This window comes from Methylocystis sp. Uni0008, from assembly GCF_056838045.1.
The window spans coordinates 209627-221886 of the sequence record NZ_JBXEJH010000002.1 but is presented as its reverse complement, the minus strand read 5'-3'; the positions used below and the strand labels follow the sequence as shown (position 1 = coordinate 221886).

The window sequence follows — 12260 nt, the reverse complement described above, 5'->3', positions numbered from 1 at the left end:
GTCATGATTCCGTTGAGCAACCAATTTTTGCCGCATTCCTCGTCGCGCGCCTGTGTCATGCCAGCTCAGACCGACGCTAGCCGCACCCCGATCGCGAGATGAGAAAGTCGCTTGCCACGCAAGGGGCGAGTCAATTTCATTGACGCTAGAGACTTGCACTGGCGCTCCAGATTTCAGCAACCGCCTCGTTCACGGCGTGTTCTGCTGGACTTGCCAAATTGAACGACTCAAACTCCGCCCGCTAGCGCGAACGCCCGGCGAAACGCTAAGCTCGCGTCGGCGACGCCGTTCCCGAAAGTAGTGCCGGGCAGATCAGCCAAAGTCGAACGTTATGTTGATGCCTTGCTGGTGGGCGGCGCAAGGTTCGAAAGCGGTACGGTTCGATGATGCCGTCATGCTTCGGAGCCCGGCGCCGGAGATCGTGGCCTTCGAGGTTGAGTCATCGCAGTCGCTGGCGCGGGACTGGCGGCCGTAGAACAGCTGGTTCAGGTCAAACAGGGACTTTGGTACGAATGATGAGCCGAAAGCGCGTCGCTTTGTTCATTGATGGCGCAAATCTTTACGCCACCGCGAAATCGTTAGGCATCGAAATCGATTACAAACGCCTGCTCCAGGAGTTCCAAGGGAAAGGCCGTCTCGTCAGCGCCTTTTATTACCCTGCGCTTGTCGAGAATAACGAATATTCGTCGGTCCAACTGCTGATCGACTGGCTCGCGTACAACGGCTACGCCGTGGTCACCAAACCCGCCAGGAAGTTCGACGACTCACTTGGGAGTCCAACAGGGAAGCGCAACACCAATATAGAACTCGTGACCGACGCCATTAGTATGGTTGATGACGTGGACCATCTGGTGCTGTTCTCGGGCAATAGAAACCTTCGTATGTTGGTCGACGCCCTTCAACGCAAAGGCGCTCAGGTTTCAGTCGTTTCTACAACCGCCACGACGCCGCCAATGGTCGCAGACGAACTGCTACGTCAAGCCGACGACTTCGTCGACCTCGTGCATTTTGGCAAAAAAATTCAACCGAAGCGCAGTCACGCCTGAAGGGCGGTCTTCTCAGGAAAGCCGACAGCTTTGGGTCCAACTCATCGAACCCCCGTCGACGCCGCAATAGAACGAGCAGCGCATCGGCGAAGACGGCGAAGCTCAAGCGGCCTCGACCCTGAAGCCTCTTCGACGCTCTCGGGCGCGCCTTGCCCAACGACCAACGATCGGCTCGCCAAAATTTGCGCCTTTGGACGGTCGTTTCCGCACCACGCCTATCGGAGCGCACCGCCTCTCACGAGCTGCTCCGTCGTCCCGATCCAGTGTAGCTCAAGTTCCCGGGCCACAAGGCCGGTTGGGTTGAATGTCATGACGGCTCGGCCAGGCGGCGCAATTTGCACGGTAAGATGGCGGCCCGGCGTGAGCGCGCCCGAAATCGCTCGAATAAAGGGATTCCACAACGACATAGTTGGGAAGTCGGTGAGGATCTGCCAAATCCTGGTCGGTGGCGCTTCGACCGTGATTTGTGTTTCAATCGAGATCTTCATTGTCGTTTCCTCGAAATCGGCGTGTCCCGTCCATGAAGGAACACTCGACGAGACACGCCGAAGCGAAGTTCAATCCTCTGACCTCTACGCGATCTCCCACACGCGCGTGGCGAAAGCCTCGTCTACCGGCGTGTAAAAGACGTGGTTCGCATAATTGCTGATCGTCTTGACGCTGATGGCGAGGATGATTCCGAGAATATTTCTCTCGCTGTATCCCGCAGAGAAAAATGTTTGTGCCTCGGCCTCGTTTGGACGCCCTCGCTTTTCGAGCATGATCCGCGTGAACTCAGCGAGCGCCCCCAGCTTGACGTCGGGAATTGGCCGGCCGTCGCGGATGGCCTCTGTCACTGCGGGCGGAACCTTCGACATCTTGTCGGCGACAAAGCTGTGCGCCGCCATGCAGTAGTGGCATTCGTTCCAGCGGCTGATGACGAGAAAGATCACCTCTTGCTCAACGGGAGTGAATCCGCATTCCTCACGAAAGGCCGCATAGCCGGAAGAATATGCTTCGTATAGCGCCGGCTCATTGGCCATGGCGCCGTACATTTTTGGCGTGAACCCCAGTTGTCTTTTGGCGGATTCGAGCAGGCTCCGGGCTTTTCCAGTCGCCGTCTCGATCGTGAGGAAGGGGAGGTCCTTGATTCGATATGTGTTGCTCATTGAGTTCTCTCCCCGATTAACGATTCGCCAGACGACGAAGATCGGCGTCCGTCATGGGCCGGCCGCCGACCCCCCAGGCGCCGGGGGCCACGTCCTCGACGATGACCCAGGTCACATCCCTCAGGCCCTCGCCTTCCACGGCCAGAACAGCCTCCGTCACCTTGGAGATGAGTTCCTTCTTCTGATCGGACGTCAGATAGCCGCCGATTCCCTTGATGTTGACGAGTGGCATGTCGCTGCTCCTTCGGTTAAGCATCGATGGAGCGATTTCCACATGTAATTGCATCTTTCACAAGTAGGCACTAATACTAGCGATAGTATCCGTTTTGATACCATTGGAGCCGGCATGAGGAAACAGCGACATCAAACCTACACATGCTGCCCCCTCGAAGCGGCGCTGGACGTCATGGGAAGCAAATGGAAGGCGACGATTCTCTTTCGCCTTCTCGATGGCACAAGGCGTTTCAATGAACTTCGCAGGCTTATGCCGAATGTTACGCAGAGGATGCTGACCCTTCAGCTACGCGAACTCGAAGCCGACGGCATGATCCTGCGTAAGGTTTTCGCCGAGGTGCCTCCCAAGGTGGAATACTCTCTGTCCGATCTCGGCAGGACATTAGAGCCGTTGCTGCGGGAGTTGTATCAATGGGGCCAAACGCACATACAGCGAAAACTGCCTGAGGCCAGTCCGGAGCCCGCCTCAATCTCGATTGAAAAGAAAGTCCGCCGCCGCTCAAGCAATTGAGCAGCGCTCCTCTTTCTGCGCCGAGGGTCAAAACGGCATGTCTATCCACCGAGACAACGGCGCGAGGTTGGAACGCGAGGAGCGCTGGCGCGAATTGATGCGCGCCGCTCAGGATGGCGATAACGCCGCCTATGCCGCGCTTCTCTCAGAGATTCTGCCCGTCCTTCGCAGATCCGTCGCTTACAGATGGCCGAACGCGCCGGACGTGGAAGACATCGTCCAGGAGGTTTTGCTGTCGGTCCATACCGTCAGGCACACCTATGACCCCGCGCGCCCTTTCATGCCGTGGCTCATGACCATCGCAATTCGCCGGACGATCGACGCCGCGCGTCGGCGGACGGCTCGATCTGCGAATGAAACAACGGTCGACGTCCTGCCCGAAACCTTTTCTGGAGAGCCCGCGAAGAACGAGCAGGAGACCAGCGATGAGAAGTCATCCGGCGCGCTCTGGCGCAATTGCCAGAGGGGCAACGCGAGGCGGTGGAGCTGATGAAAGTGCAAGGTCTGTCGCTCCAAGATGCTTCCGCTGTGACTGGAAAGAGCGTGGCGTCGTTGAAGGTCAGCGTACATCGAGCGCTTAAGGCGATGCGTGAAGTATTGAAGAAAGAGAGCTGACGACAATGAAATCGGAAGAACTTGTTCGTCGCCTCGCCGCAAACGCCAAGCCCGTACACCGTCTGCCGCATCCGCTGTGGCGCGCAATGATGTGGTTTTTGCTTTCTCTCGCCTATGCCGCGGGTTTGGTGTTCGCCATGGGTTTGCGTGCGGATCTTTCGGCCCGGCTCGCGGAGCCGCGATTCCTGATCGAGATTTCGGCCGCCATCCTGACGTCGATGATGGCGGCGGCGGCTGCGTTTTGCTCGACCTGCCCCGGCCGGCCGCTGTGGGAGCGCCTTGCGCCTTTTCCGTTCTTGCTGGTCTGGCTGGCGTCTCTTGGCGAAGGCTGCTGGCGCGATTGGACGCTCCATGGATTGCAGGGTCTCGCCATTCAGCCGGAATTCAGTTGCTTCTGGAAAATCGTCGCTGCAAGCGCTGCGCCGCTGATCTTGATTCTGATCATGGTTCGCCGAGGCGCGCCAATTGCGCCTTATCTGACAACCGGGCTCGCGACGCTCGCCGCGGCCTCCCTGGTTGCGGCGGCAATGCTCCTCTTTCATGGGGAAGAGTCGAGCGTCATGGTGCTCGTTTGGCAGTTCGGTTCTGTCGTAACAGTGTCCGCCTTTGCGGCGCTGTTTGGCCGTCAACTCTTGTACTGGCAGATCGTAGATAGGCGCTCTCTTCAGTAGGAGACGCCTGTTTCTGCTGACTGACCGGGTTCAAGGCATGCTTGCTACGCGGTGCGGTTGCGCCTGATCGTCCCAGCGCAGTGCGCGGAAGTCGAATGCGCCGTCAATAAGTGGCTTGACGATCTGAAAATAGGGAGAAACATCGAAGTCCCTCGGCGTGAACAGCCCGTGGTGGCGAATGGTGAGGATCTCTTCGATACATGCCGGGCAATCGGGCGCGCTCATATCCCGCGCATTCACGATCGGCAGGATCGGATAGCGGATCGACTGGAACGCTTGCGCGATCAGTGTGGAGCAAATGGCCCGCGTAGGATCGCCGCTGCCTAACGCGATCATGCGACGACGGAAGCGCTGCGGAATCGGCGGGTTCGGCAACAGATAGCGCACAAGATCGGCGATGTTGCGGAGATCATAATGACTGCCCAAACGCTCGATGACATAGGACGTCACTTTGCGGCGTTCGGTTTCGTCGAGCCCTATTGGCCGGCAAATACGTGTCTGGACATTCTCGAATTCGCTAATCCCGACGGTACGCACGCCCTCCACCAAGTCGACTTCGACGAAGCAATGATCGCGATCAGTGGCGGTCTGCGAGAGGTGCGACCCCACATAGAGCGCCGCGTGGGACCACGGCGACTGTGTCAGATATTTTATCGCAGAGCTGATTCGGCTGCTTCCTTCCACCAACAGGACGTCGGCTGGACGCAGGCACGCAAGCAGGCGCATCGGTTCCGTTGCTGGTCCCGAGTTGCGTACAAGCATCGGGGCCGTCAGGAAGCGCGCCAGGACTTCGCCGAGGCGTCCGAGAGGTTTTTGGGTCGCAAGCGGCTCTGTGCGAGGCGGATCAATCATCGAGAGCCAAACCGGCGATGATCCCTGCCGCGAACCACTGCGCGAGAAATTCCCCGGCTCGTGCGGCCACGTTTTCGCCGCGCCCGTGCAATTGTAGAAGGGAACAGATTTCCGCAAAAGTCTTTCCCGCCGCGGCTTCGAGCACGGCAAGGCGCTCGTCCGGCGCAACGAGCCGGTAACAGGACCGATAATCGCTGCTACGCCAAAACAGGATGTGCTCTTCTCCTTCCTCGATCAGAGTAGACTCGCGCCCATCACGCGCCGCCTCATACAGCGCCGCGGTCCCGACGGCGAGGTCCAGGAGTTCGCAGCTAGGGTGAAATTTGAAGGAGATCGATGACCAGCCTTCCGGCGAAACAGCTGCAAGCATGTCGATAGAGAGCCGGGGTCCGTCGGCGGCGTCGAACGCATGGGCGAGCGCACGCTCGAAGCGAGCGAGGTCGATCGCTTGTATGTCGTTTTCCAAACGCGCATAGGTTCCCAAGAACTCGGGAAGACGCGCGCCGTACCAGCGCGCGTTTCGAACGCGCGACGGCGCCGATAAGATATACGCCTCGACGAGAGACCCGAATTCCTCGTCCTCAAGGTAATTGCGCAGAACCGGGTAGTCGTTCGAGAGAAACTCTGCAAGCCGAAGCCGGTAAGCGTTATGATAGACTGCGAAAAGCGCTTCCGCGTTCGTCCTTTTCGAATTCGCGACGAAACGCGGCGCGATCGCTGCTTCGCTTAATATCCCAGCCTGAAATCCTTCCTGCAGCTCGGCGAGCGTCATGCAGCCGTCTCCTCTCGTGAGTGAACGACGGCGGCGGATAGCGACCTTGCACGGTCGAGTTCGGCGACCAGTTCATCGAATGGCGGGAAGTTGTCGTCGCGCTCAATCATCGTCGAGATCTCGCCGAATTGGCGGCAAGCTCGTTCGTAGAGCGTCCAAACGTCGCCGCAGATTGGCTGATCGTGCGTGTCGATCCTATGCGTTCCAGCGTCCGAGTGTCCCGCAAGGTGCAGCTGGACGACGCGTTCTGCTGGAATTGCATCGACAAATTGGTGTTCATCGAAGCCATGATTGAACGCAGAAACGTAAATATTGTTTACGTCGACAAGAAGCCAGCAGTCTGCGCGCTCCGCCATCTCTCGGACGAACGTCCATTCGTCCATTTCTGATTCAGGGAACGCCACGTAGGTGGACGCGTTCTCGATCGCGATCCGTCGACCGAGAAAATCCTGCACGCGGCTTATCCGGTCGACAACGTGTTGCAGCGCCTCGAAAGTGTATGGAACGGGAAGTAGATCGTGCAAATTCACGCCATGGACGCCCGTCCAGCAGAGATGATCGGAGATCCAGCGAGGCTCAATGCGATCGGCGAGTTTCTTGAGCGCTTTGAGATAGTCGATATCGAGCGGATCGGTGGACGCCAGAGACATCGACACGCCGTGCATGACAACGGGATATTCGGCGCGAATGCGTTCGAGCATGGCGAGCGGCCGTCCTCCCGGAACGAGAAAATTTTCCGTGATAATCTCCAACCAGTCGACATTCGGCCGAGATTCAAGGAGTTCTCGGTAATAAATTGGACGCAGGCTTAGGCCAAAGCCTAGGGGCAGAGGCTTGTTCATGGCGAATAACTCAGGTTGCGTCGGCAGCAATAATGAAGCGGGCGGACGCCGAGTCCGCCCGATTTTATCCTGGTCCGTTAGCCGACAGTGCCGCCCTGCGCCTCGCATGCGCCCTTTGATTTCGCAGGAAGCCAGCCCTGGCCCTTGCACGCGTTTTGTCCTTTGCAGCCGCTGCTTGCGGTCTGGCAGGCGCCCTGGCCCTTGCAGGCGTTGATGCCCATGCAATGAACGGATTTCATCCCACTTTTCGCGGCGACGGGCGTCGATGTCGCGCCGCTAAGCGCCAGCACGATCGCCGCGGCGGCGAGCGTCGAACCGGAAACGATATCCATTTTCATTTTGATCTCCTCTTTGATCCATCACATGAGGCGGCGCTGACCTCTGAGAGGTCGACGCAACGTTCTTCGCGGGATGGTCGACGGAAGTTACAGACGGCGGCGGATTAACGGCTCGCCACTTTTGCGAGCCGAATCTCGGTCTTCCGACGCGTCATCGCGAGCCGCGCACTTTTTCGCTAGCCGACGGGCGCTCGAATCTTGCCGACCATTTTCGCCAACGCTTACGTCGCGTGCGTCACAATCATATCGAACGCTCTATGCTGTAACCTTTCGTCGCTGGCGATCGAAGCCTTTCACGCACCTGTTCCTTCGCAAAAGGGACGCCGCTCGACTTTCAAAGGAGGTCGATCATGTTTTACGTCAAGAACGTTCCAGGCTGGGAGCGAGCGCTTCGTATTGTCATGGGAGTAGCTTTGTTCGCAGCTGCCATGGCCTATTTCGGCTCGACGACCATGGGTTGGGTTGTTGGGCGCGGGCGCGATGGCGCTGATGACCGGACTCGTGGGCTTCTGCGCTGCTTGCGCGCTTGTTGGTCGTAAAATCTAGCGGCGAGGTCCGTCGCTTTGCTGCGCGTCGGGATTGCTCGCGGCGCTGGAGGTCACAGGGGTCTTGGTCTCGATTGATGCGCGTAACCTCTCTCGGCTCGGCAACGAACAATGAATAGTGTCCGAGCTGGGGCGTCCCCTCTCGGCCATCGCTTCCCGGGCGCCGGTTCAAGTTTGTCGAGTATCAGCCGATCCCGGGAAGCTCCCTGTGCGCTATTCCGCCATCTTTGGCGCGTTGGGGGAATTCAACTCTACGGGTCGCCTCGGGAAGACGGACCAACATGCAACGATCTCGCGCTGCCCAAGGATGACGGATAAGATCGAATCTCTATCACGCCGTCTCGTGCTTTTCGGCCTTGCGCGAGCGTTTGGCGCGGGGACAGCGAGCGCGCAATTCGACGCGCCGCCGCCGCTGAGTACGGGTAGCTCGCAATTCATCGAGCTACGGCCTCGTGTAATGGCGCCGCAAGTCGTCTTGCAGCGAATCGATGGCATAGCCATTCCGCTCAATGCGTCACGCGGAAAGGTCGTTCTCTTAAACTTCTGGGCGACATGGTGTCCGCCGTGCCGGAGGGAGTTGCCAACGCTTGAACGTCTGCAGAGGACGTTCGATTCAAGGAAGCTCGAAATCGTAGCGGTCTCCGTCGACACAAGCGGCCAACTGACCGTTAGATGGTTTCTGGATCGTCTGGGCGTCAGGCGTCTGCCTGTTTATCTCGATCCGGATGGAAGAATCGCGGAGCGCGCCCGTCATGAGACCGGCGCACCGTTCTCTCTCTACGGAATGCCGATAACCTATGTGATCGACCGAACCGGCGCAGTCATAGGCTACATCACCGGCGAGGTTGACTGGTTATCTCCTGAGGCGATCGGGTTTCTCAAATTTTTCATTGAGGGCTGACTTCATTGCTCATCGTCGCATCTCGGGCGCTCACAACGGCGCACGTTAGAAATCATCGTTTGTAGCGCTTTCTTGCCTGGCCAACCCGGAAATCCGAATCCGGAGATTGCAAAGGAAGGCGTCACCGACACGCCCAAACGGGCGCAAGTTCCACCTGCCGTCGCAGCACGCCCGTGACGGTCGCGCTGTCGGCTGTTGCTTCTACCTTTGCGAGATCGAGGGCCATATCACGCGCGATTGCGAGCGCGACACGCCATCGACTTGACCACGCCTGGCGAGCATTCGCCGATGGAATGTGTAGGCGACGGACGGACCGTACAGTCGGAGAATCGCCTGCTGGACTTTCGCGGCCTGAACCGATCCGACCGACAGTATAGGGCTGTTGACAAGTGCGAGTTTCACGCCCGGATTGACGCCGATCAGGTCGTCGATCTCCCGCGCAGCTTTTTTGCAGTGCGGGCAATTGTAGTCGAAAAATTCATAAAGCTCGACTCCGCCCGAACCCGTTCCCTTCCAAAGTAGGCCGGGCAGTGACGACGGATAAAACTCCGTTGGAATGCGAAATGCCTCCGGCAACGGAACCTCGTCGGCGCGCGTGGGACGGTTGGAGCTGGCGTCCGCACGCGTAGTTATGTTCAAGGGGATTGCGCCGAACAGCAAGAGCGCTCCTCGCCTCGTCATGCGTTCATCGTCCCGGTCGCCGCGTCGCAACACCAGTCGCCCATTCGCTTTTACGTTCGAGCTCGAACAATGATTCGCCCCTCCAACAGAACGCTGGAAAAATCTAAGCGAGCGCGGCGCGATCACGCTACAAGTTCGCGCGAGTCGGTAACTAGGTTACATCACGTCGAAGCACGCGGGTTGGTCCATCCGGCTTCGGAAGCCTCCGCATTTCGAAGCCGAGTGAGTTCCGCCTCGAGTTCGGCGATGCGCGCGGTGAGCGGCGCCGTCATCGCGCGCATCTCGTCGAGCGTATAGCGCTCGACGATGTGCTGCGGGCAGTTCCAGTCGAATCCCTCTACCTTGATCAGGAAGCCCCGTTCGACGCGGGCCCGGTAATCCGGGGTTTCGAGTCGAGACAAGGTCGTCTCGTCCTCGAGACCGACGATCGTCGCGCGCCCGAAGAGCTTCAGCCGCGTCTTGTTTGGATAGTCCATGAAGAACAGCGACACGCGACCGTCGTTCGCGAGATTGCCGAGACTGATGTATTGCCGGTTGCCGCGGAAATCGGCGAAGCCGATCGTGGTCTCGTCGAGCACGCGCACGAATCCCGTCGGCCCGCCGCGATGCTGGATGTAAGGCCAGCCGGTTTCGCTGACCGTCGCCATGTAGAATGAATTTCGAGCCGCGATGAATTTGGTCTCCAGTTCGCTCAGGCGATGGTTCCTGGTCTCCGGCGCTCCCTCCATACGCGCATAAGCGTTGCGGCTGCCCAATTGCTCCTGCGCCTTCTTCACCGTTGGGGTGAAGGCGATTTCAGCGTAGCGATGCGGCATAGCGTCCTCCTGCGGGCCCGCCCCGCGCCTTAAAGGCCGAGATCGGACAGGCCGGGGTGATCCGCAGGCCGCGGGCCTTGCGGCCAATGGAATTTCCGCTCGTTCTCCCGGATCGGTCGATCGTTGATGCTCGCGAAGCGCAGTCGCATCAGACCGCGCTCGTCGAACTCCCAATTCTCATTGCCATGGCTGCGGAACCAGTTGCCGGCGTCATCACACGACTCGTAAACGAAACGCACCGCGATCCGGTTCTCGGCAAACGCCCAAAGCTCCTTGATCAGGCGATATTCGAGCTCGCGCGACCATTTGCGCTTCAGGAACGCCACGATCTCCGACCGTCCCACCGGGAACTCCGCGCGATTGCGCCAGCGGCTGTCCTCGGTGTAGGCGAGGGACACGCGCTCGGCGTCGCGCGTATTCCAGGCGTCTTCGGCCACGCGAACTTTCTGTATCGCGGTTTCGCGCGTGAACGGCGGCAGCGGTGGACGAGCGCCGACGGGTTGAGCCACCTTGACCATTTCGATTCTCCTGTCTGGATTGAGGAATCCGGCGCAGACTCCGCCGCGCCGGAACTGAGTAGTCAGGCGGCCTTGTTCAGCTCGATCTCCGGGAAGTCGATCTCGATCTGTGTCGCCTTGCCCAGCAAATTGGTGAAGATGTTCATCGCGACATGCGTGACGATCTCGACGATCTCGCCATCCGAATGGCCGGCGGCGCGCACGGCGTCGAATTCCGCCTTGCTCACCTGTCCGGCATGCTCGACGAGCGCGCGGGCGAAGGCGAGCGCGGCTTCCGCCTTGGCGTCCGACGAACGGCCCATGCGGTTCGCCAGCATCTCCTGGCTGTCTAGGCCGGCCTTGCGGCCGATGGCGGTGTGCGCCGAAACGCAATACTGGCAGGCGTTCTGTTCAGCGACCGCCAAGGCGATGCGCTCCCGCGTCTTCGGGTCGAGATAACCCGCGCCGGCGATCGTGTGGATGCCAAGGAACGCGTTCAGCGCCGCCGGAGAATTGGCGAGCGCGCGGATGAAGTTGGGGACGGCGCCAAGGCTGGCCTGGACGGCGTCCAGCAACTTCTTGGCTTCGCCAGCGGCGGATTTGGGGTCGATGACGGCAATGCGAGCCATAAGGTCAATTCCCTCGTTTCGTTGACGGCGCGGCGCTCCGTGGCGCCGCTCGTCCAGACAATGGCCCGTTATTTTTCTTGTAAGAATACCCGATGTATGGAATTCATTATTCCGTCTAGAGGAATAAATTGGATCGTCTCCACGAACTCGAGGTCTTTGTCGCCGTCGCCGACGCCGGCAGCTTCGCCAAGGCGGGAACACGCCTGCGCCTGTCTCCCCCCGCGGTGACCCGGGCGATTTCTGCGCTCGAAGACCGCCTCGGCGCCCGCGTCTTTAACCGCACGACCCGCAGTCTGACCATCACCGACGTCGGTCAGCGCTTCCTGGAAAGCGCACGGCGCATCCTGACCGATGTCGATTCCGCCGAAAAGGAAGCCGTTGGCGAAACGGCCGTTCCAAATGGCCATCTCACGCTCACGGCCTCGGTGACTTTTGGTCGGTCGGCCCTTGCGCCAGTGGTGTGCGCGTTTCTTAATCAGCACCCACGCGTAACTGTGTCGGTGCTCCTGCTCGATCGTGTCGCCAACCTCGTGGATGAAGGGATCGATCTCGCCGTCCGCATCGGCCCTTTGCCGGATTCGAATCTGGTCGCGAAAAAGATCGGAACCGTTCGAAGGATGCTGGTCGCGAGTCCAGACTATCTCGCGCGGCGCGGCGTTCCGCAGACGCCAGCGGATCTGCATCTCCACTCAGTGATTGCGTTCACCGGCCTCATGCCTAACCGCGAGTGGCGGTTTCTCGATGGCAAGAGAGGGAATTCCATTTCCTTCGTCCCGCGACTCGAAATCAACGACGCGGTTGCATCCATCGCCGCGGCGGAAATGGGAGATGGGATCACCGTGGCGCTGTCCTACATGGTCGCCGACAAGATTGGCGACGGCCGACTCGCACCTGTTCTCGACAGCTTCACGCCGGCGCCAGTTCCCGTGCATCTGGTCTATCCTCAGAGTCGCCTGATCTCTCCCAAGCTGAGAGCATTCATCGACTTCGCCGCGCCGCGCCTTCGCGCAACGCTCGATGGTCTCAGTCTCCCGCAACCAAATGCCAATGGCCATCCAGTTGATGGGCTCTAGTTTTACTGTGTCATAAGATGGCGAATGGAATATTTTGAAGATTCACGCTCGATTCGGAGGGAGCTGTGGATCGAAATGGCTTGGATGCAG

19 protein-coding genes are annotated in these 12260 nt (G+C 59.4%); 8 read left to right on the top strand and 11 right to left on the bottom strand.

Features of this window, described 5'->3' with window-relative positions; all coding sequences use genetic code 11:
• Positions 1 to 512: 512 nt before the first annotated feature.
• Positions 513 to 1046: a LabA-like NYN domain-containing protein gene (locus AC0X69_RS20900; protein WP_482613514.1), complete on the top strand. Its 534-nt coding sequence runs from the start codon at positions 513 to 515 to the stop codon at positions 1044 to 1046.
• Between the two features lie 215 nt (positions 1047 to 1261).
• Here AC0X69_RS20900 and AC0X69_RS20895 read toward each other — a convergent pair whose 3' ends face one another.
• From AC0X69_RS20895 to AC0X69_RS20885, 3 genes are all read right to left on the bottom strand, one after another.
• Positions 1262 to 1534: an SRPBCC family protein gene (locus AC0X69_RS20895; protein ID WP_482613513.1), complete on the bottom strand. Its 273-nt coding sequence runs from the start codon at positions 1532 to 1534 to the stop codon at positions 1262 to 1264.
• 84 nt (positions 1535 to 1618) lie between these two features.
• Entirely contained in the window at positions 1619 to 2194 is a 576-nt protein-coding gene (locus AC0X69_RS20890; RefSeq protein WP_482613512.1) for a carboxymuconolactone decarboxylase family protein, read from the bottom strand.
• Between the two features lie 16 nt (positions 2195 to 2210).
• Positions 2211 to 2426 (bottom strand): tautomerase family protein, encoded by a 216-nt coding sequence (locus AC0X69_RS20885; protein WP_482613027.1) that lies wholly within the window; start codon positions 2424 to 2426, stop codon positions 2211 to 2213.
• A 114-nt stretch (positions 2427 to 2540) separates the two neighbouring features.
• Between AC0X69_RS20885 and AC0X69_RS20880 the strand changes: the two genes are divergently transcribed.
• The 4 genes from AC0X69_RS20880 to AC0X69_RS20865 are packed head-to-tail and all read left to right on the top strand — an operon-like array spanning position 2541 to position 4225.
• Positions 2541 to 2939: a winged helix-turn-helix transcriptional regulator gene (locus tag AC0X69_RS20880; protein WP_482613510.1), complete on the top strand. Its 399-nt coding sequence runs from the start codon at positions 2541 to 2543 to the stop codon at positions 2937 to 2939.
• Positions 2940 to 2976: 37 nt separating this feature from the next.
• Complete coding sequence (locus tag AC0X69_RS20875; protein ID WP_482613508.1) at positions 2977 to 3429, top strand: sigma factor; 453 nt, start codon at positions 2977 to 2979, stop codon at positions 3427 to 3429.
• Positions 3429 to 3554 carry an RNA polymerase sigma factor gene (locus tag AC0X69_RS20870; RefSeq protein WP_482613507.1) on the top strand — a complete coding sequence of 42 codons (126 nt, stop codon included), beginning with the start codon at positions 3429 to 3431 and terminating at the stop codon, positions 3552 to 3554. Before AC0X69_RS20875 ends, AC0X69_RS20870 begins: the two co-directional genes overlap by 1 nt.
• Before the next feature lie 5 nt (positions 3555 to 3559).
• Positions 3560 to 4225, top strand: coding sequence for an NrsF family protein (locus AC0X69_RS20865; RefSeq protein WP_482613505.1), 666 nt, complete (start codon positions 3560 to 3562; stop codon positions 4223 to 4225).
• Between the two features lie 30 nt (positions 4226 to 4255).
• Here the strand turns inward: AC0X69_RS20865 and AC0X69_RS20860 are convergent, their stop codons facing one another.
• The 4 genes from AC0X69_RS20860 to bufA2 all read right to left on the bottom strand — a co-directional run bounded on the left by AC0X69_RS20860 (position 4256) and on the right by bufA2 (position 7029).
• Complete coding sequence (locus AC0X69_RS20860) at positions 4256 to 4951, bottom strand: YiiX/YebB-like N1pC/P60 family cysteine hydrolase (RefSeq protein WP_482613503.1); 696 nt, start codon at positions 4949 to 4951, stop codon at positions 4256 to 4258.
• A 118-nt stretch (positions 4952 to 5069) separates the two neighbouring features.
• Positions 5070 to 5849: an HvfC/BufC family peptide modification chaperone gene (locus AC0X69_RS20855; protein WP_482613502.1), complete on the bottom strand. Its 780-nt coding sequence runs from the start codon at positions 5847 to 5849 to the stop codon at positions 5070 to 5072.
• Entirely contained in the window at positions 5846 to 6691 is an 846-nt protein-coding gene (gene bufB / locus AC0X69_RS20850) for an MNIO family bufferin maturase (protein WP_482613501.1), read from the bottom strand. The genes AC0X69_RS20855 and bufB overlap by 4 nt, the downstream gene beginning before the upstream one ends.
• Before the next feature lie 77 nt (positions 6692 to 6768).
• A complete protein-coding gene (gene bufA2, locus AC0X69_RS20845; protein ID WP_482613499.1) occupies positions 6769 to 7029 on the bottom strand; it encodes a BufA2 family periplasmic bufferin-type metallophore in 261 nt (86 codons plus the stop codon).
• Positions 7030 to 7379: 350 nt separating this feature from the next.
• Here bufA2 and AC0X69_RS20840 point away from each other — a divergent pair, with 350 nt between their 5' ends.
• Together AC0X69_RS20840 and AC0X69_RS20835 are read left to right on the top strand one after the other, a co-directional pair.
• Positions 7380 to 7568: a YgaP-like transmembrane domain gene (locus tag AC0X69_RS20840; RefSeq protein WP_482613498.1), complete on the top strand. Its 189-nt coding sequence runs from the start codon at positions 7380 to 7382 to the stop codon at positions 7566 to 7568.
• A gap of 313 nt (positions 7569 to 7881) precedes the next feature.
• Positions 7882 to 8475: a TlpA disulfide reductase family protein gene (locus AC0X69_RS20835; RefSeq protein WP_482613496.1), complete on the top strand. Its 594-nt coding sequence runs from the start codon at positions 7882 to 7884 to the stop codon at positions 8473 to 8475.
• 201 nt (positions 8476 to 8676) lie between these two features.
• Here the strand turns inward: AC0X69_RS20835 and AC0X69_RS20830 are convergent, their stop codons facing one another.
• From AC0X69_RS20830 to AC0X69_RS20815, 4 genes are all read right to left on the bottom strand, one after another.
• Complete coding sequence (locus AC0X69_RS20830; RefSeq protein WP_482613494.1) at positions 8677 to 9156, bottom strand: DsbA family protein; 480 nt, start codon at positions 9154 to 9156, stop codon at positions 8677 to 8679.
• A 161-nt stretch (positions 9157 to 9317) separates the two neighbouring features.
• Positions 9318 to 9971, bottom strand: a complete 654-nt coding sequence (locus AC0X69_RS20825) for a pyridoxamine 5'-phosphate oxidase family protein (protein ID WP_482613492.1) — start codon at positions 9969 to 9971, stop codon at positions 9318 to 9320.
• Between the two features lie 29 nt (positions 9972 to 10000).
• Complete coding sequence (locus AC0X69_RS20820; RefSeq protein ID WP_482613491.1) at positions 10001 to 10489, bottom strand: nuclear transport factor 2 family protein; 489 nt, start codon at positions 10487 to 10489, stop codon at positions 10001 to 10003.
• 62 nt (positions 10490 to 10551) lie between these two features.
• Complete coding sequence (locus AC0X69_RS20815; protein ID WP_482613489.1) at positions 10552 to 11097, bottom strand: carboxymuconolactone decarboxylase family protein; 546 nt, start codon at positions 11095 to 11097, stop codon at positions 10552 to 10554.
• A gap of 128 nt (positions 11098 to 11225) precedes the next feature.
• Between AC0X69_RS20815 and AC0X69_RS20810 the strand changes: the two genes are divergently transcribed.
• A complete protein-coding gene (locus tag AC0X69_RS20810; protein WP_482613487.1) occupies positions 11226 to 12170 on the top strand; it encodes a LysR family transcriptional regulator in 945 nt (314 codons plus the stop codon).
• The last annotated feature ends 90 nt before the right edge of the window (positions 12171 to 12260 follow it).